The sequence below is a fragment of the Bacillus sp. FJAT-27986 genome, assembly GCF_001685035.1.
Lineage (GTDB): Bacteria > Bacillota > Bacilli > Bacillales > Pradoshiaceae > Pradoshia.
In genome coordinates this window covers 23,713-42,859 of record NZ_MAYV01000012.1, presented here as the reverse complement: position 1 = coordinate 42,859, position 19,147 = coordinate 23,713, and the positions used below count along the sequence as shown (strand labels likewise).

Here is a 19,147-nt window from a genome sequence, read left to right as displayed (position 1 = left end):
ATCTATTTTACACTACTTACAACCGCTTACCTATATACGGTAAACGTGTTTTCCAAAACAAATAGAAAAAGGGACATTTTCTCCAACAAATGTTAGAGAATAAATGCCCTCTTCTGTTTCCCCATTAGTATCAGTCGGTGAAGAGCTCTGGTCATTACAACATACAATAGTTTAATATCGATCTCATGGTTATCCGAGTATACTTCATTATATGTGACAGCAAATACAGCATCAAACTCCAATCCCTTCGCTAAGTACGACGGTACAATTACTATTTTATCCTTTGGAATAGATGTCGTTTCTTCAAGTAAATAGAGGTCTAGCTCAGTATGCTGTTTAAGAATGGAATTTACAATCGCTGCATCTTCCTCAGTCTTTGTAATAATCGCGAAAGTATTGAATTTTTCTTCCTTTAACTTCCTTACTTGATTAGACATCTGTTCAGCCCATTCCTCATCAGATGTGATCTCTAAAAATACAGGTGGTTTGCCATGTCGAATGATTGGTTCAACCTCCGGAAATGAAGTGGATAGCCGTTTTAATAATTGATTGGCTTCATTCATAATCTCGACGGTTGTTCGGTAACTCTTTTTCAGCTCTCGATAAATGGCTCTTGGAAAAATGGATTTTCTTACTTCCTGCCAGTCGGTTATTCCCCGGTAAGAATGGATGCCCTGCGCCAAATCACCGACAAGGGTAAACATATCTGTTTCCAAAGCTGTTTTAAGCCCTTGAAGCTGCAAAAAGCTATAATCCTGCGCCTCATCAATCACTACATTCTTTGCCTTTTTCTCCGGCTTAACTCCATAAATTTTTGCATATAAATACAGAATAGGGCCCAAGTCCTCAAGCTCATATTTTTTCTTAGAAAAGATATTCTGACTGCTTTCGCAAAGCTCTAACGCCTCTTTTTTACTGAGTTTATGATCTGAGTATTGAACCAGCCTGTCCGGGTCGCTGTATAATTCTTTATAAAGTGTCCATATATCTCTCTTATCAAAATAGCTCATATAATCCTGGACGGCTTTTTTGATTTCCATTTTCAGATCATTGATCCTCGCCTCTTTTTTATCCAAAGCCAGCGAAATGTATTGCTTCCGCTTTTTCTCATCACCCTTCCAGTTTAAGGCCCTGTCAATTCTGACCTCATAATGCTGAACTACTTTTTTCAGCATTTTATCTTTATTCAAACGTACTTGATTTTGAAGGACTTTTTTTAGTTTCTCGATTCGTTTATAAAGCGGCAAATATGTATACTCATTGTATAAAAGATGATTAAACTGTTTTGCTGTATACAATTTAAACTTATCAACCCGAAAGTCTTCATGCACCATTAAACTGGTTTTTATTTCTTCAACATAATGGTCAAGCACCCCTTGAAATAGAGAGGAACCTTTGATGCTTGAGATGTGAACGAATTGTTGATCCTTGAGGATGTCACGAAGCTTAGTATCCTCTGTCAATTTAATTTTCTTCCCCAGCACCTCTTCCACATATCCCTGAAAGGTCATTTGCCTTACTTTCTCAACACCGAGTTCCGGGAGTGCCTCTGAAATATAATCAAGGAATAAAAAGCTTGGTGCTAAAATTAATAATTGCTCAGGCTGGAATACATCTTTATAGTGATACAAAAAATATGAAATACGGTGCAAAGCAATAGTTGTCTTCCCACTTCCTGCAGCTCCCTGCACAATAATAGGTTTATTTAAATCCGCTCGTATGATTTGATTCTGCTCCTCCTGAATCGTTGCAACAATCTCTGTTAATCGATTGGCAGAACTGCCGGCAAGAGACTCCTGCAATAATTCATCCACCGTCGTAACATCGATATCCCGTATGTCAAGCAACTCTCCATCCTCAATGATGAATTGCCTTTTTAGACTAATGGTACCGTCATAAGTTTCACCTTCTGATGTGTAACTCACTTCTCCCAACCGGCCTTCATAGTATAAATTAGCAATAGGTGAACGCCAATCGATGATCAATTGCTCCTGATTGTCACGTTGGAATAAGGATGTCTTTCCAAAATAAAGCTTCTCCATTCCGCCAGCCTCACGAGAAGTGAAATCAACCCGCGCAAAATATGGTTTAGGTAATGCCTTAATTAAACTTTCCAGTTCGGACCTTGATAGCTGATAGAAGCTTGCACTCGTTAAAAGCTGCGAATACCCCGCACTCTCTACCCAGTCTTCATCTTTAAAAATGTCCTTCATTTTTTCCATAAATTGTTCTTTGTTTGTTTCAGCTGTATCAATGACAACCTGCATGTATTTTTTTATAAATTCGAGCCGTTGTTTCTCCTCTTCAATCTCCTGATTTATACTACTTATCACTCTTTCACCTATCCTTTCTTTATATATTTCAAGAATTCCTGTTTGAAAGACTAAACAAATCACCATACTGCTTATTGGAGGTGGAATCATGTACAGAAATCAAATTGCTTTGGTCTTTTCTGATTTTGGGTTAGATCATCTTTATTTAAAATTTGAAGTGCCGCTTGAAGTTCATGGAATATTGAATGACCCGGAGACGTGTGAAATAATGGAACAATTTTTGTCCGTGTATGACTTTAATTCACAGGAAACTCTCTTATTTGATGAATTTTTCACTCATTTTAAGATATTTAAACGAATAATTACATTCACTAGTGATTTACCCATCCATTATATTGATTTATATAAACCGAGCAGTGAAATCTCTTACTAAATTGATTTTGGGATTTTGCAGGTAACGTTATATTCATACACCCGATACGACAAAATAACCAGACAATCGTTTCATGATTGCCTGGTATTCTTCTTAACGTTATTCACAATAAGTATGGCCCAAATAAACAGGTCATAACTAATAAATTATAGCCTATGTAGTAAAATAATCCAGCAAATAAACCTGTATCTTCCTTCATCACCCAGCGATAGATCATATACGTAACAATACTGATGATTAAAGGCCAAATAATCAAGCTACCATCGAAGTTTAAATATGATGGAGCCGCAAAGAATGACCTTTCTGATAAGACCTCATTCAGCATATAGATCATAGTACCGATATAGAGCAGAATTCCCACCGGCTCTACCCAACTGCGTTCATTCCTTTCGAAAATATCACTCTTGATAAACGACAGGATTCCGTAAAAGACCAATGGAGGAACAACCCATACCAGTCCAAGCACTAGCATAAAAAAGCCGCTGAATATGCCAGAAATAGAATAATATAGAGCGGAGGTATAATCTTCTTTGGTTATTTTTTGTGAAGATTCGATATATCGATCATCATCCGTTGTGCCGTTCAACACATATTCCTTCCCATCAAACGTTTGCCAAGTTATATAATTCTGATCAAGCCATTGAGGTCTGGCAGGTGTGTCTTCCGTATTACTTCTCCTCTCAGCTACCCAGGCTCCTTTTTGCTGCGTGGCATAGTAAACATTATACCCAGAACGCTTTGCAACTCGACTGCCCTCAGCAACAAATAAAATTGCCGGCTTATCATCCTGGTAGGAAATCTGCAAATAGCGAGGATTATCTAACTCACTCCCATTCTTCTCATCATAAAAAGTATACTTCTCATTTTTTTCAACTTTTGAAGTAGCTAAATCAAAGCTTAACTCCAACGCTTGATAGGCCCTTTGTCCCTGTGCCATCGAATACTTTTCGATAATAGCTGTAGCTTTTTTGTCTCCGGCATCATAGATGATATTCTCAATTGTTTCCCCGCCAGTTGCTGAATGCTCGAGCAGCTCTTTTAATTTTCCATTATACAATGAATAAAAATGAACCTCGGAATCAGATATTTGAAGTCCTACTAAAAAGGACTTACCATTTTTAGCCTGCAATCCTGTGTAAATAGGTTGATCATATGTATGTATAAGCTTTGTTTGACCTGTACCTGCATTATATTCTTTTAGTTCATTCTTATTCCAAAAGAGAACTCCAGCTTGGGTAGGTGAAAAAGAAGTAATGTCTTGAGCGATTACCTGATCCGTTCCCTCTTGGTTGATGGTTAACTTATCATCATCCATATAAATCAGCTGACCCTCGGACGCCCAAATTGGTTCTGCCGGCGCCACTTCGGCTTGGATAGATTCTTCTTTTAACATGTTGAAATTTTGATCCAATACTTTGTGAGAAACATCTGTCTCATCCGGCATAAAAATGTGTAACTCATCATCTATTTGATAACTGTAATATTCCATTGGATATTTTGATGATGCTTTCAAATTGCTTGATCTTCCCCACCCATCATCAGGCAGAGTTGTTTCCAGTCTTACATTGTACACATAATAAAGCAGCAACATGATAAAACCTGTAATAATTGGTATAATTATGGCCTTCTTACTCAAATGAATCCCCCTTAATCTCTAGATCTTTATACTCATTTAAATAATATCACTATATTAGTTTGATTTGGTAGAATTTTCTATAAATTACAATTGTTTAAATTTTAATTTATAGAAATCTTGTTAAATCTCCACAAAATATGTTAACCTATTACTTAAATTAGTTTACTTATTTTCGATTGAGGTGACTGTCTATGGCTCATAATAAAACGAAAAAGCTAGTTCTCACAGCAATGTGTGCATCCATCATCTGTCTGTTAGCCCAAATCACCATTCCTTTGCCTCTCATTCCTATTACAGGACAAACATTAGCCGTTGGGATTGTGGCAACCATCTTGGGATCCAGACACAGTACGATTACAGTATTAGTCTATTTAACACTCGGTCTTATAGGCTTACCTGTATTCTCTCAATTCACAAGCGGATTAGGTATTTTATTTGGACCAACGGGCGGTTACTTAATCGGATTCATTCCGACAGCCTTTCTGATTGGGCTATGGTTAGAAAAAACATCCTATACATACAGTCAAGCTTTTTTCGCAAACCTAATCGGTATGTGTATCACCTTAACCGTTGGATGCGTTTGGTTAAAACTATTTGCAGCACTTACCTGGCAGGAAGCTTTAGTAACAGGTATTTATCCTTTTTTACCAGTCGGCATCATTAAAGCATTCCTAGCCGCATGGTTCGGCATCACTATAAGGCAGCGCTTGAACTCTGCTAAACTATTACCAGCTCAAGCTAAAAGATACTCCTCCCTTTGAATTAGGTGGAGTATCTTTTGCTATATTGGGAAGGTATTATCTGTAAGCCGATATAAAGTATGTTTTTATCAGCTTCTCTATTACTGATTATATTTCTACTAGTTATCATAAAAGCAACTAGATACTCCATAGAAAATATGCAAAACTATATAATTCGTGCTGTAAAACCAAATAAAAGGCACCCTATTTGAGTGCCCACTAGTCAACATTTCCTCTATCCTCCTTTCATTTTTTCTTAAAAACAAATTTTATTTAAAGTCACACAAAAGATTATCCATCAACCAATATATGTAAAGGATTAAATGGAACTTTGTAGAATTATATATTGAGCAATAATTTATATGAAATTAGGTGAAGAGATTTTGAAAAGCAGCATATGGGATAAAGATGTAGGTTACAAACCACTACCGGTCACTGATTCAATTATTGAAATGGCCGAAAAAAAGCTGGGTGTTAAACTTCCAGAATCCTACATAAAATTATTAAAAGATCAAAACGGCGGGAGTATCATCTACAATGCTCATCCCGCTCCCAAGCATGAAGTATTTGACGATTTATTCATAGAAGTAGAATACCTCGATGGAATTGGCAAAAATGGAGGAATACTAGATAGTGAAGAATTAATAGAAGAATGGAAAATGCCTAAAGGCCTTGTTTTGTTTAATGGTGATGGTCATTACTGGCTGGCCTTTGATTATCGGCATACTTCTTCAAATCCGCCAATTGTGTACGTAGATAATAATGATGAGATTTCACAAGTAATAACACTCGCTAGAAACTTTGACGATTTTCTAGAAAACTTATATGTAGTGGAAATAGAATTACCAGATGACGAAGACTATTCTATTGTGACATATAGTAAGGAAGACTTTGAATCGTTAATCGAACAAGATGATGCTGAAACACTTTCTGAAATTATCCAATTTGATACTATTGATGAGGAAGCAGATTTAGATTGGTATGGCGAAAAGTTATTACAATTGAGCGAACATCCTGATGATGATTTAAGGATCTCTATAGCTAATAAAATTTGGAATGATTATACTTACCAATTTAGTGAAGATACCTTAAAGAAATTCATTGAACTATTTAAAAATGATACAGATTCTGATGTGAGAAGCTATGCTGATATGATTACAGAAAAAATTAATTACTCTATAGAAGATTTAAAGATGGAAATGGTAAGAGAAAATACTGATTATGGTTACAATGTCGTATCCAGCTTTATGTATAAAGACAATAGCTACCATGTTATACAGAAAGATAATAAATGGATATTGGAAAGTCTCACTGGTGCAGATCAGTCATTCGATTCAATAGAACAATTCTTTAAAGAGGCAACATTGGGGGGAATCCCTCTTACCGATGCTTGGGTAGAAGTTAAGATAATATAAGCTTTTTTAAGAAAAGAAAAAATTACAGTGTACTAATTAGAGCACTCTAACCTATAAAAAGATCCTGACCTCTAAAGTTGATCGGGATCTGATTATTTTGGATTATTTCCCTTCACATATCTAGACGATAAAACATATCCAGAGATCCTCCTTTATCTAATCTTCATCAATTCTTATTTATCTACCATTTTGTAATTTTCAAAGTGCCAACTCAATAACAACTATTATTTTCTTTTGAGCATCCATTGGTAAACTAACCTTCCACCCTATTGGAATGGCATTGTTCGTTAAATTATTCTTAAATACCAGGTGTAACATTATATATTTTTCTACAATAAACTCTCGTTTCACTCTCTATGCTTATCTCATTTATTAAGTATGGGTCAATTCAGTCCTTCTACTGATTGATATTTAATAAATATTTCCAAATATTATTGTATAATCTGTTCTAAATACTGTAAAATTTAATTGTCTGAATATTTAATGGTTTCTATTTAGGGGTTTTGTTATTTTGCGCAGATACTACTCAAAGGGGGATTTTTTAATGGGTTGGGATTACGAATATGATGTAGTAGTAGTCGGTTCTGGAGCAACAGGTTTTTCTGCCGCCATTACTGCAAAAAAAGAGGGATTAAGTACACTGCTAATTGAAAAGGAAAAGCATTTTGGAGGAGCTTCTGCTTTATCAGGCGGCGGTGTATGGGTTCCGAATAACAGATATTTAGTTGAGGCTGGTGTAGCCGATAGTTTTGAAGAGGCTAAATTATATTTAGATTCCACTGTAGGTGATTTAGTAAGTGATACAATTAAAGAAACCTATTTGAAAAAAGGGATCGAAATGCTGGATTATATGCATAATTTAAGCCCACATATGAGATTCTCCTATGCAAATAATTACTCTGACTATTACCCGACACATCCGGGTGGAAAAGGGATTGGCCGGTCGATCGAGCCCAAAGTAATTGATTTAAATAAATTAGAAGATTGGAAGAGCAAGCTTCTCCCTCCTGCTATGGATACAAAAGGTTTCGTTATGACAGGACAGGATTTCGTTAAAGTGAATATGATCACCAGGTCCTGGGCAGGAAAAAGAGCTTCTTTAACACTTGGATGGCGATTAATTAAGCATAAATTATTCAAAAAAGATTATGCCGCATTAGGTAGAGCTTTAATAGCTCGATTGGCTCTAACTTACAAAGATTTAAACGGTGAAATTTGGCTTGATTCACCATTTGTTGATTTTATTTACGAAAACGATAAAGTAACAGGCCTAATCGTAAACGAAAACGGTAAACAAGTAACAATCAAAATCAATAAAGGCTTAATTTTTGGATCAGGTGGATTTTCTCGGGATCAAGAAAAGAGAGATAAATATCTTCCAAGTCCACAAGATGTGAGTTGGACAAGCTCACCAAAAGGTCAAACTGGTGATATTATTGAGCCTTTCGCAAAATTGAATGCGAAGTTTGGTTTAATGGACAGAGTTTGGGGTGCACCTACTGTCATTAATCATTTGGGTATGCCATTTTTCTTAGTAGCGGATAGAGGCTTGCCGAATATGATTATCGTTGACCAAGACGGAAATCGATATATTAATGAACCGACTCCATATCATGAATTCGTTGATAAAATGTATGAACATAATGAAAAAACAGACGGTAAAGCCATCACTTCCTGGATTATTTTAGATGCAAGGGCTAAGAAAAGATATATCTTTACCGGCCTCTTCCCTGGGCAAGATTTCCCTCAAGCATACTATGACAATGATGTTGTTTTGAAAGGGAACACAGTCGAAGAACTAGAAAATAAATTAAATATCCCAAAAGGAAATTTAGTTAAAACAATGAACAGATTCAATGAATTTGCTCGAAATGGTAAGGATTTAGATTTCCATAGAGGTGAAACGCCACATGATCGATATTACGGCGATCCTTCTTTGCCAAATCCAAATTTACTTGAAATCAATGAGGCCCCCTACTATGCAATGAAAGTCTACCCAGGGGATATCGGCACTAAAGGCGGGGTAGTTACAGACGAATTAGCAAGGGTTGTCAAAGAAGACGGCACTGTATTTGATAATGTATACGCTTGTGGTAACTGCTCATCATCCATTATGGGGCATTCTTACCCTGGGCCAGGAGCAACATTAGGACCAGGTATGACCTTTGGTTACGTAGCTTCCATGCACTGTAAGGATAAAAAATAAGAGACTTTTTAAACCCAGACAAAAGCATTTGAACAGCTAAAGTTCTTATGCTTTTGTTATTTCTATCAATATCTTTCTTCTTTTATACAAAAGGAAAAATACCTCCATTTTTAAAATGGTTAACCGTACTAAAGACCGTTCCATGGTAATACAGACAAAAAGAACAACCAGATACTTGTTCTTTTTTACTCAGTGCTTCATTCACGTTTTTTTAGATTATTTGGAAATTCATATGCCAGTTCTCAAAAAATATATTCATGTTGTTCTCCTCCTTCGTTCTTCATTAACGCAACATCTCTAACTGGAAATTATTTGTAAATGGAAATTACAGTAAAATACCTCTCCCTTCCATGCTATAATAAGATCCTAATTTCACCAAAGGAGTGCACAACAGTGATGAAGCGATTTTTCATTATTATGTTTGGAGCGTTGTTGTTGACGGCTTGTTCGAACGCAACAAAAGACACAAACAATGAAACAACTTCTACCACCACTAACGTTCAAGAAAACGATCAGCAGGAAGTCAACTTGGAATTCACCCAAGAAAAATATTATATCGAAACCGGTGATGACACGACCATTTACTACTATGCCGAACTGGAAAATACCAGCAACATCCCAGCAGTGTTGTATTCTTCTGACTTAGCGGCAGAAGACAAAGACGGAAATGTATTAGGTGCCCAAATGGGCGGAAGCAGTTACCCGCACATTGTCAATCCAGGGGAGAAAACCTATATTTCGAATACCCTCTTTATTGAAGAACCTATCAAACAAGAGAACATCGCCAAAGTGTATTGCGTGCCTGAGTATGACAAGGCATCTGAGGAATATGTCGGTGTTAATGTGGAAAACCCTGTATTAAAAGAAGATGAGTACAAAATGTACACAGTAACAGGCAAACTTGTGAATTCGACAGATGAAGAGTTTGATGCATCCTATGCAGCCGTTTTACTAGATGAAAATAACCAAATGGTCGCAGTCTTGTCAGGCTATGCGGACAGCTTGAAAAAAGGCCAACCAAAGCCATTTGAAACGTATGAATATCTGCCAGAAGCGGTAAAAGGAAAAGTCAAAAGTGTAAAAGTGATTTCCTGTAAACATTAAGAAATAAAAGCGGTTCCCGTGTGATCTGATTCAAGAAATTTAGACATATATAATTAGGCTGCTTCAAGACCTGAGTTCTGTATTCAACTGGACTCAGGTCTTTTAATTTCGCCTTCATTTGTTTTTGTGATTGTAATAATGGATATAGTCCGCCATTTCTTTCTCAAAATACTCCAAACTCTTAAATTCCCGGAGAAAAAGAAGCTCGGACTTCAATAAGCCCTTAACCGTATCGGAAAAGCCATTTGATAGTTCTTTTTGTTTATTGTACTTTTTTATACTTTCGCCAGATATTTTTCTTTATAAGACAACCCTTGCCCTAATAGATATGCACCAATCATTTGCATAACCGTTTTCACGATAATCTGACCAATAATTGCAGCTGGTACAGCTGACCAAGGAATATATCCAGCTCCTAATGGGCTTAGTCCTACAATGACGAACACAACTGAATCTAATAAACCACCAACCATTCCACTATAAAAGACACGCCAAGCCATCGGAAGTTTTAAACGTGTATAAATTTCTGTATCTGTTGTTTCTGCGATTAAGAATGATAGCGCAGAGGCTGCGACGATAATTAGAGTATCTCCTAATAAATAAGATGCAGTTGCTGATAATACTAAAGCTAAGAAAATAAAACCATAGGTCCTCTTACGACCAAGTTTATTTTGAACCAAATCACGGAAGATAAAGGTTGCACCAATTAAGAACGATCCCATTGGAATAATGAATATCCAAAATTCTAATGGAGCAAAGCGCGCTGTCAGTACATTTGCCGTTACAATTGATACTAAATAGAATAGAATGCGTATCATATTGATCCTCCTATATGCTGTTTGGTATGTAAATATGTGTGCATTCCTTGCAGACGCAGCTTACAAGCGGGACATTCACCACAGCCGTCCGCTTTAATACCGTGATAACACGTTAAGGTCTTTTCTTTCACAAAATCAAATGCACCTAATTCATCTGCTAAGGACCATGTTTCTGCTTTGTTCAACCACATTAAAGGTGTGTGTATAACAAAGGCTTCTTCCATTGATAAATTGATTGTGACATTAAATGATTTTATAAAAATATCACGACAATCTGGATATCCGCTAAAATCTGTTTCACAAACACCTGTAATAATATGCTTTGCACCAATTTGTCTCGCTAATACACCTGCAAAAGATAAAAATAATAAATTGCGACCCGGTACAAACGTTGATGGCAACTCTCCTTCCGCACCATCCTTCACCTCAATATCAGCGCGTGTTAATGCATTCGGAGCAAGTTGATTAAGTAATGACATATCTAAAATATGATGATGGACGTTTAATTCATTAGCGATTTGTTTTGCACATTCAATTTCTAATGCATGTCGTTGCCCATAATTAAATGTCACAACCTCTACCTCTCCAAAATTTTTCATTGCCCAGAACAAGCATGTAGTACTATCTTGTCCGCCGCTAAACACGACTAATGCTTTTTCTTGCTTCATGATCTTTCCCCCCTCCCAAGATAAAAGGATTTTAACGAATTGTGGTAACACTCAGTTAGCGATTATCAATTTTTTCGGGATATAAATCGTGATTCATTAAGCGATGATTTGCGATTTCTTCATATTTCGTACCTGCACGGCCATAGTTACACCAAGGGTCGATTGATATACCCCCGCGTGGAGTAAATTTGCCCCATACCTCGATATAACGAGGATCCAGCAGTTTAATTAAGTCATTCATAATGATATTGACACAGTCTTCGTGGAAGTCTCCATGATTGCGGAAACTAAATAAATATAATTTTAGTGACTTACTTTCTACAATTTTTTTATTTGGAATATACGAAATATACATGGTCGCAAAATCCGGTTGCTGCGTAATTGGGCAAAGACTTGTAAACTCAGGGCAATTAAACTTAACAAAGTAATCACGGTCTGAATGTAAATTATCTACAGACTCTAATACTTCAGGTGCATAATTAAATGCATACTTCACATTTTGATTTCCCAATAACGTTAAATCCTCTAATCCTTCTGTTTGTTGTCGACCAGACATAAATAACCCTCCTTGAATTAGATATCTAATCATTCCAAGGAGGGCCATACTCTTTTTCTATAAAAATAACTACTTAGAAAGTCAAAAAAGCCACGTCCAATATATGGACATGGCGAGAATGACATGTATCCATAGTTTTTTATAGAGGGTATCCGCTATGAACCTCTCCTGAAAATCTTCAGATATTATTTTAATTACATCTTATCATATCACACCCGATAATGGTTATAAAAGGAAAAAAGTTAACAGATGTAAGTTGAATCACGGGTGTTTCATAAAATATGGAGCTGAGCTAAAAATGATAAACACAAGTTAGACGATAAAAGTATTTTGGCAATTTTACACAAATAAATGGCCAGATGACTATTATCTAAAGGTTTGATGGTTTATTAATCAAACTCAATTATTTCTTTCTCCTTCGGTTTTTCATATCATACGAACCAGACTTGTATACAAGTTCTTGTATCGCTATTACTGGTTATGTTACTATTTTATATACTTATATTACGTATCGGAGGAAACATATATGATTATCGATCAGTTATCAAATGCTCCATTATATGATGGAGTGCATCCTAGATTAAAGAAAGCCTTCGCTTTTTTAATGGAAAATGATTTGCAAGCCTTGCCGGTAGGAAAGTATGAAATTGAAAATGACAAGGTCTTCGTAATGATTCAAGAGTATGAAACAAAGCTCATTGAAGACTGTCGCCTGGAAGCTCATTACTCATATACGGATATCCAATACGTCATTAAAGGCGAGGAAAGAATGGTTTATACAAATAAGGAAGATACAGAAGTCGTAGAGGAACAAAAAGAAAATGATGTTATGTTCTTGAATGGCGAGGGTAATCATCTTATCGTGAAAGAAGGATGTTTTGCTGTGTTTATGCCCCAAGATGCTCATATGCCAGGTGTTTGTGTGCAACAACCGCAAACTGTAAAAAAAGCAGTAGTAAAAGTATTGTGTGATTAATGGAAGAGGCAACATCAATTCATGATTTTGCCTCTCTTAATCTTTGTCGTGATTGCGGAAAGTTTTTCAACGACCTAACTAACACTCCTATATCTGGCACTCGTTATCTTGGAAAGTGGTCTACTTTCTTTCATTTAATAGTTGAGGGTTACACCTTGCCGAAGATTGCCAAAAGACTAAAAATCCATTTGTCTACCGCATTTTACTGGCGACATAAGGTGCTTTTTGCCCTTCGTTCATTGGGATTTCAAACTTTAAAAGGAATTATCGAAATCGATGAGACCTTTTTCAAAGAGTCTTTCAAAGGCCGAGAAGTAATTGATAGAAAGGCTAAGAAGCGTGGAGGTAGAGATGAACCAGCCTCAAACATATTTCTACAAGTAGGGGGTGAACAGTTTAGCGGACGGGATCATTTGTCCCACTGCCCCTTACGTTCTACCCTGGCTACTGATAGATTAAATTCAAATGAAAAAAGTTCAACCAGAAAGTTCTGGCTGAACTATATAATACGAACCTGCCCCTTTACTTCAACAAGATATTCAACCACAAAAAAGCATTAATCTTTCTATGATGAACGCCACTGTTTAATAATTTGGGATCTAACCTGTCCCACTGCTCGGGCAGGAATCGCCCGTCTTTCACTGCCATCCTGTCTTTGTATAATCAACATTGATATATAAAAGATCCTTATTTATAAATTTCTAGCAGCGTCTTTTATAGCCAAATCTCCGAGGAATGAATTTGTTTATTTATTTTTACCGTTTTTTTCGTTGCCGTGTTTAAAGTTCCCTGTAATTTTAGCTAATAAAAGCTGTACTTCCATTATATCTTCTGCTGCATTTAATTTTTCTATAAGTTGCGCAGCCTTCCCATCCTTTACAATTTTGATTTGCTTGCCTTCGTAATAGATGATCACTGTCCCTTTTTTCGTTATTTGGTAATTGAATGGCTCTTCCTTTAATCTGTTGCGTTTATCTATTTCACTCACCATATTACCCCCTAATCGTTCGACAAAATAGCTTACAAGCCATTTTGTATAAATATATTCTCTTTGAGGACATTCTTTCTTGAACTTAATTATAATGCCTTGGTCAAGCTTGATGTCTTTATATATGTCGTTTATTTTCCCGGTGGTATGTAAAACCATTATTATATATATGTCTTTAAAAATAATATAAGTCCTTTTTTCGCTAACCTGCCCCGTTTGTTCAATAAGCTACTATAATCTAACCGTACCATAAAATGGATATAAATCAACCTTTTTTATAAAGCAACAATCTTTACGAAAACAGCCTATTTTTAAGACGAAGAGTATTTAAAATGGCTTCGATTTGAGAGAACATATTGAAGTTTGACGAACGACAAGCCATCTTGAAATGCTAAAAATCCCTTTTCTCCTAGCAGAAAAGGGATTTGGATTTTGGCTAAAAGACCTTTTTGAAAGTGGTTGAAGCATGGTCGGTCAAAATGTGTGCGGTAGATGAAAGCATATTCCCGACAATAAAGGATAAGAAAGACAACTTATGTTGAATAACGAATTCCTCTAAATGATTGATATAAATTCCATATGGCACATCTGTCAGGATACTCATCGCTCCTGCTCCCAGCATGATCCAAGCCATCACATACAGATATCTGATGATATCTCCAATCACATACCCATGTGTCCAGATGGAGCGATGCTTAAATTTTTGGTAGGGAATCCACATGAACCGTAAGAATCCCCACCTCCGATACGGATTGCTTTTTATATCCAAATCAGGGTTCATCCAATAAGTGCCGAAGAGATATCCTATAATCACGGAAATCCCATGCACATATTGTTGAGAACTGATCAATACGGCCCCAATTCCAATAGCTAAAAATACTAGGTTTATTTTCTTATGCGCTTTCCCGTTTGCCACCCTAATCCTCCGTTTTGTTCTTTTATGACGGTTCTCCTGAACCAGCCATTGTTTTCCATTATAGGGGATAATCAGAGCTGGGAACACATTTTCGCTCAAAACAAGTGTTCGCTCTTCTGTTCGTCGTCGAAAAAACAAAAAAGCCAATAATTTTGGTTTTTTATCTAGGCATGATTCAGAATTGTAGAATGAATTTTCCCAGATTCAAAAGTCGCATTACTTCTTTTGAATAAAAGAAATAATATCAATATATAGAGCTGTCATTTCTTCTGGTGTTTTGTCTAAACCATTTTGAACCCATTGTTCGACTAATCCTAAAAAAGCAGATGTGATAAAAGATAAAAAATATTCCATAGGGGCCTTTAACCTTGCATTAATGCTATCATTTTTCTCTAAATTCAAACGTACTTTTTCTGAAAAGGCATCCCTGAATCTAATATGAAAACCTGCTCTACCATGATTGCTTAAGAAAATTTTTAATATTGGTGCATGCATTTTAATTGAACTAAATAGAGAAGCAGCTATTTGCTCTTGTCCATTTTCAAATGTATGTATGGAAGAGTAGCGAGATTGTAATTCGTCAATATGATTTCCTAAATCTCTAAACAATTGTTGTTCTATTTGATCAAGCAAATCGAATTTATCTTGATAGTGTAAATAAAAAGTTCCTCGATTAATTTGTGCGGTTTTTGTTATATCCCCGATCGTAATTTGTTCAAACGGCTTATTCTCTAAAATTTGCAAAAATGACATTTGAATTAGTTGTTTAGTTTTACGGTTTTTTTCTTCATAAATACTCACAAAAATCCCTCTATTTCTAAAAATGAACAAGCTGTTCACTTTTGTTCATTGCTTCTGTTTATACCTTGATTATAAAATGAATAAATATTACTGAACAATATGTTGTTTATTAAGAAAGGAAGAAATTGATTGAGATTATTTAAAGAAAAATTAGCTTGGGCTGCTCCTATTGCAGTAATTTTAATTATTGCGTTATTCTCATTAAATTTATTTGCTCAAGGTAACCCACAAGTAAGAAATTTACCAGTTGCACTTATAGTAAATGATGAAGGCGTACATGTAGATGCCGTGAAATCGGCAGTTGAACAAATGAGTAAAGGCACTGACGGCGAAGAACCAATGTTAGCTTTTACAAATGAAAAAGAAGAAGATATTGAAGATTTATTTGATGATAAACAGTATTATGCTGCATTAGTCATTCCTGAAGGTTATAATGATACATTGCAAAATGCGCTGACTAACAACTCTCCAGCAACTTTACAGGTATATATTAACCAAGGTTATAACATAACTGGTGCGAACTATGCTAAGACTGCTTTAACTGCTTTAATTACCCAATTAAACAACCAATATTCTTCAAATTTTATTGCGCAAATGGACGGTCAACAAATCGAGTCTAACAAGGCAGCTGTACTTGTGAATCCGATTGTTTCTGAAGAAAAAGTATTCAATGCCGTTACAGCCTCAACTGCAAACGGAAGTGCTCCAACCTTAATGGCAGTTCCTGCTTGGGTAGGTGCGTTAATCGGTGGTTTCATAGTATTTTTAGCTTCTTCAAACATTTTGAAAAAAGAATTATTAACTCGGAAACAAGCGTTACACCTAATGGGAGGTCAAGCATTATTCGGCATAATTATTGCCCTATTCTCTGGTTTTACCGTTGCAACGCTTGGTTTAATCGCTGGTATTAATATGCCTAGCTACTTCTTGGTTGGTTCGTTCGTATCGTTTGCAGCCTTCTGTTTCTTTTTATTAGTCTCCGGAGTAACTGCATGGATCGGTAAACCAGCCATTACCTTATTCATGGTTGTAATGCTGTTAGGTATGGGTGTTTTAATGACACCACAAGAAATGCTTCCTGATTTCTTTGTAAACTTCATTCGCCCTTGGGTTCCTATCCGCTTTGCCTCTGAAGGTTTACGTGAAATTTTCTACTTCGGCAGCGGCTTCTACACCGGCCAATCATTCAACACCATTTTAGGAATTGGTATTGCAGGGTTAGTGATGTATGTTCTATCTATTTTTAAACCAGTGCGTGCAAAAAAAACTAATGCTAAATAAGCTTATTTATAATGATGTGCTCTGACAACATTATAAATATTCGACTTCAGTCATTCCAACTGGATCTGCGCTCTTATATAAATAAAGCTGAATAGAGGCAGGGACATCACTAGATTCAAAATCAAAGCCGGCAGATTTTTACTCCTCGTAAAATTCTGCCGGCTTTTTTGTTCATTCGTAGATTTGTCTCAGCTTTTTATTATAATTCTACAAATTTAAGACCGCATCATATGCTTCGTGTACTGCATCAAGTACTTTTCTAACCTTCACGCTATCACCAACGTTAACAATATTCGTTTTATTTTTTAAAGAGTGATATAGATGATTGTTAGGCGAAAATCCTGCTGCTACCACAACGCTATCACAATCAATCCATTCTTTATTGCCGTTTACCTCAATTTCTACGGCTTGATCTAGTACTTCTGTTACTTTAGCAGATGTTTTAAACGTGATATTTGGGTGCTGCAAAAGCTGGTTTAACATCATTGCATTTTGTATAAATAAAGGTTCAGGTAACATTTTTTCAGCCATTTCGATAATAGTGATCTGCATTCCTTTATTTGCAAGCACAACTGCGGTTTCACAGCCGACTAGCCCGCCGCCAATAACCGATATCTTTTTTCCAAGAAGAGCTTGATTTTGCAGAACGTCTGTTGCTGTGTAAACATGGCTCTTATTCAGTCCCTTGATTGCACTTGGCATTATAGGATTGCCACCGGTAGCATGAACCACCAAATCTGCTTTATAGGATAATATCGCTTCTTCCGTTGCCTCTTTACAATACCTAATCGAGATATTTAACCGGTCAAGTTTTGTCCGATAATAATCGAGAATTTTCATTCCATCCCGCTTAAACGGAGGCATACAGGCATTATGAAAGTTCCCTCCTAGATAGGCTTTTTTCTCCCATATTTCCACATCATGACCTGCTTCTGCAGCTGTTATGGCAGCTTGACAGCCGCCAGGACCAGCACCTATCACTAGAACCCGCTTCGATTCATCTGCTGCTTTCAATTCTTTCAATCCCTCATAGCCCGTAAGAGGATTGACGGCGCAGTTTATGCTCTTACCAGCAGCAACGGTAGCAATACAGCCTTCATTACAATAAATGCAATGTCTGATTTCGTCCGTTCTATTTTCCATCACTTTCTTTGGAAAATTTGGGTCTGCCAAAAACTCTCTTCCAACTCCCGCGATATCAATCCAACCATTTCGAAGTGCAGCTTCAGCCTTTTCAATGTCACCCAGGCGCCCATTTGAAAGAACTGGCAAAGACGTGACAGCCTTAATTTTAGCAGATGAAATCATTTGTGGAACCATATCCTGCTGGTAAATAGGTGGCATTGCTATGTACCAATTATCATGACAGCCAGCGTCAACATGTAATGCATGGACACCCTTGCTTTCTAATAGTTTGGCAATCTCTATTCCTTCTTCAATTCCCCTGTACCCTTCTTCTACTGGCAAGAAATGATCCGGGGTAAATTTAACAAGGAGAGGGAAGTCACTTCCAAGGTCTTCCTTGATGACATCGATTATTTCTGTTAAAAATCTCATCCTGTTTTCAAAGTTTCCGCCATATTCATCCTGGCGGATATTCCATCGTTTGGTCATGAATTTATCTGTCAGGTACCCGCCATAAGCATGGATTTCAATGGCGTCTGCTCCTGCTCTCTTCGCTAATTTTACTGTTCTCGAGATTTCACCTTGTATAAACTTAATTTCATCAATCGTCAATTCTTCAAAGGTTATATTAGCACCGGGATACAATGGTAAAGCTGATGCTGAAGCAGGCTTTAGCCTGCCCTCTCCTATACCACCTAATCCAATTCCGGGCACCACTTGAAGGCAGATTTTACAATCAAATTCATGGGCCCTATCCACTAGCTCTTTAAAGCCTGCAAAACTTTCTTCTGTCAATGTGGATGCAGGGGTATGGCCATCGATAGCTTCTGTTGCAATAACGGTTGTCATCACCATCGATGCTCCGCCCTTTGCTCTGGTAACATAGTAATCTACTGTTCTTGGATCAAAATTTCCGAGTTCTGCTCCCATTGGAACCATAACAAATCTGTTTTTCAGTTCCAAATTTCCGACTTTAATAGGTTCTAATACCAACATTTTGTGGCCACCTCATTAAAAGGGACGAATTCGATCAAAACCATGCCAGAAGCGTCCCTTGCTTTCATATATTATTAGATAATTTTATGTGATATATTTCACATAAAGAATGATGACTGGATTTTAAAGATAAGTACCATCCATACAATTATTGTAAATTTTTCTATAAATTTAATCAATGTGATTTAAACGCTTTATTTGTACGGTTTGTGAAA

The 19,147-nt window shown here is 36.5% G+C and carries 16 protein-coding genes, 2 pseudogenes and 1 riboswitch; of the genes and pseudogenes, 8 read left to right on the top strand and 10 right to left on the bottom strand.

Features of this window, described 5'->3' with window-relative positions; genetic code table 11:
* Positions 1-92 precede the first annotated feature (92 nt).
* Positions 93-2,333, bottom strand: a complete 2,241-nt coding sequence (gene helD, locus A8L44_RS06620; protein ID WP_225983576.1) for an RNA polymerase recycling motor HelD — start codon at positions 2,331-2,333, stop codon at positions 93-95.
* A gap of 88 nt (positions 2,334-2,421) precedes the next feature.
* On the opposite strand from helD, the gene A8L44_RS06615 reads away from it, so the two are divergent.
* The gene (locus A8L44_RS06615) at positions 2,422-2,706 is read left to right on the top strand and encodes a hypothetical protein (protein WP_066103440.1); all 285 of its coding nucleotides are present in this window, start codon (positions 2,422-2,424) and stop codon (positions 2,704-2,706) included.
* Between the two features lie 103 nt (positions 2,707-2,809).
* On the opposite strand, the gene A8L44_RS06610 is transcribed toward A8L44_RS06615, so the two are convergent.
* On the bottom strand, positions 2,810-4,342 hold the full coding sequence (locus A8L44_RS06610; protein ID WP_066103436.1) for a hypothetical protein: 1,533 nt from the start codon (positions 4,340-4,342) through the stop codon (positions 2,810-2,812).
* 191 nt (positions 4,343-4,533) lie between these two features.
* Between A8L44_RS06610 and A8L44_RS06605 the strand changes: the two genes are divergently transcribed.
* The 4 genes from A8L44_RS06605 (at position 4,534) to A8L44_RS06590 (ending at position 9,807) form a co-directional block, all read left to right on the top strand.
* Positions 4,534-5,103 (top strand): biotin transporter BioY, encoded by a 570-nt coding sequence (locus A8L44_RS06605; RefSeq protein ID WP_066103433.1) that lies wholly within the window; start codon positions 4,534-4,536, stop codon positions 5,101-5,103.
* Between the two features lie 341 nt (positions 5,104-5,444).
* On the top strand, positions 5,445-6,497 hold the full coding sequence (locus A8L44_RS06600; protein ID WP_077248010.1) for an SMI1/KNR4 family protein: 1,053 nt from the start codon (positions 5,445-5,447) through the stop codon (positions 6,495-6,497).
* Positions 6,498-7,041: 544 nt separating this feature from the next.
* A complete protein-coding gene (locus A8L44_RS06595) occupies positions 7,042-8,703 on the top strand; it encodes an FAD-dependent oxidoreductase (RefSeq protein ID WP_066103424.1) in 1,662 nt (553 codons plus the stop codon).
* A gap of 393 nt (positions 8,704-9,096) precedes the next feature.
* A complete protein-coding gene (locus A8L44_RS06590; RefSeq protein WP_066103422.1) occupies positions 9,097-9,807 on the top strand; it encodes a hypothetical protein in 711 nt (236 codons plus the stop codon).
* A 64-nt stretch (positions 9,808-9,871) separates the two neighbouring features.
* Here the strand turns inward: A8L44_RS06590 and A8L44_RS19165 are convergent.
* The 4 genes and pseudogenes from A8L44_RS19165 to queF form a co-directional block, all read right to left on the bottom strand.
* Positions 9,872-10,032, bottom strand: a pseudogene (locus tag A8L44_RS19165) (IS3 family transposase); the annotation flags it as partial.
* 50 nt (positions 10,033-10,082) lie between these two features.
* The gene (locus A8L44_RS06585) at positions 10,083-10,622 is read right to left on the bottom strand and encodes a VUT family protein (protein WP_066104272.1); all 540 of its coding nucleotides are present in this window, start codon (positions 10,620-10,622) and stop codon (positions 10,083-10,085) included.
* A complete protein-coding gene (gene queC, locus A8L44_RS06580) occupies positions 10,622-11,293 on the bottom strand; it encodes a 7-cyano-7-deazaguanine synthase QueC (protein ID WP_066103419.1) in 672 nt (223 codons plus the stop codon). Before queC ends, A8L44_RS06585 begins: the two co-directional genes overlap by 1 nt.
* A gap of 55 nt (positions 11,294-11,348) precedes the next feature.
* Positions 11,349-11,849 (bottom strand): preQ(1) synthase, encoded by a 501-nt coding sequence (queF, locus tag A8L44_RS06575; protein ID WP_066103416.1) that lies wholly within the window; start codon positions 11,847-11,849, stop codon positions 11,349-11,351.
* Positions 11,850-11,974: 125 nt separating this feature from the next.
* Positions 11,975-12,021, bottom strand: a riboswitch (PreQ1 riboswitch).
* A gap of 354 nt (positions 12,022-12,375) precedes the next feature.
* On the opposite strand from queF, the gene A8L44_RS06570 reads away from it, so the two are divergent.
* Both A8L44_RS06570 and A8L44_RS06565 read left to right on the top strand, forming a co-directional pair.
* The gene (locus tag A8L44_RS06570) at positions 12,376-12,825 is read left to right on the top strand and encodes a YhcH/YjgK/YiaL family protein (protein ID WP_066103412.1); all 450 of its coding nucleotides are present in this window, start codon (positions 12,376-12,378) and stop codon (positions 12,823-12,825) included.
* Positions 12,826-12,866: 41 nt separating this feature from the next.
* Positions 12,867-13,181 (top strand): annotated as a pseudogene (locus A8L44_RS06565) (IS1595 family transposase); the annotation flags it as partial.
* Positions 13,182-13,570: 389 nt separating this feature from the next.
* Here A8L44_RS06565 and A8L44_RS06560 read toward each other — a convergent pair.
* From A8L44_RS06560 to A8L44_RS06550, 3 genes are all read right to left on the bottom strand, one after another.
* Positions 13,571-13,813 (bottom strand): hypothetical protein, encoded by a 243-nt coding sequence (locus A8L44_RS06560; protein ID WP_066103409.1) that lies wholly within the window; start codon positions 13,811-13,813, stop codon positions 13,571-13,573.
* 436 nt (positions 13,814-14,249) lie between these two features.
* Positions 14,250-14,828 carry a metal-binding protein gene (locus tag A8L44_RS06555; RefSeq protein WP_175354250.1) on the bottom strand — a complete coding sequence of 193 codons (579 nt, stop codon included), beginning with the start codon at positions 14,826-14,828 and terminating at the stop codon, positions 14,250-14,252.
* Between the two features lie 117 nt (positions 14,829-14,945).
* Positions 14,946-15,530, bottom strand: a complete 585-nt coding sequence (locus A8L44_RS06550; RefSeq protein WP_066103403.1) for a TetR/AcrR family transcriptional regulator — start codon at positions 15,528-15,530, stop codon at positions 14,946-14,948.
* Positions 15,531-15,659: 129 nt separating this feature from the next.
* On the opposite strand from A8L44_RS06550, the gene A8L44_RS06545 reads away from it, so the two are divergent.
* Positions 15,660-16,811 (top strand): YhgE/Pip domain-containing protein, encoded by a 1,152-nt coding sequence (locus A8L44_RS06545; protein WP_066103401.1) that lies wholly within the window; start codon positions 15,660-15,662, stop codon positions 16,809-16,811.
* A gap of 207 nt (positions 16,812-17,018) precedes the next feature.
* On the opposite strand, the gene A8L44_RS06540 is transcribed toward A8L44_RS06545, so the two are convergent.
* On the bottom strand, positions 17,019-18,932 hold the full coding sequence (locus A8L44_RS06540; protein ID WP_066103399.1) for an NAD(P)/FAD-dependent oxidoreductase: 1,914 nt from the start codon (positions 18,930-18,932) through the stop codon (positions 17,019-17,021).
* Between the last annotated feature and the right edge of the window lie 215 nt (positions 18,933-19,147).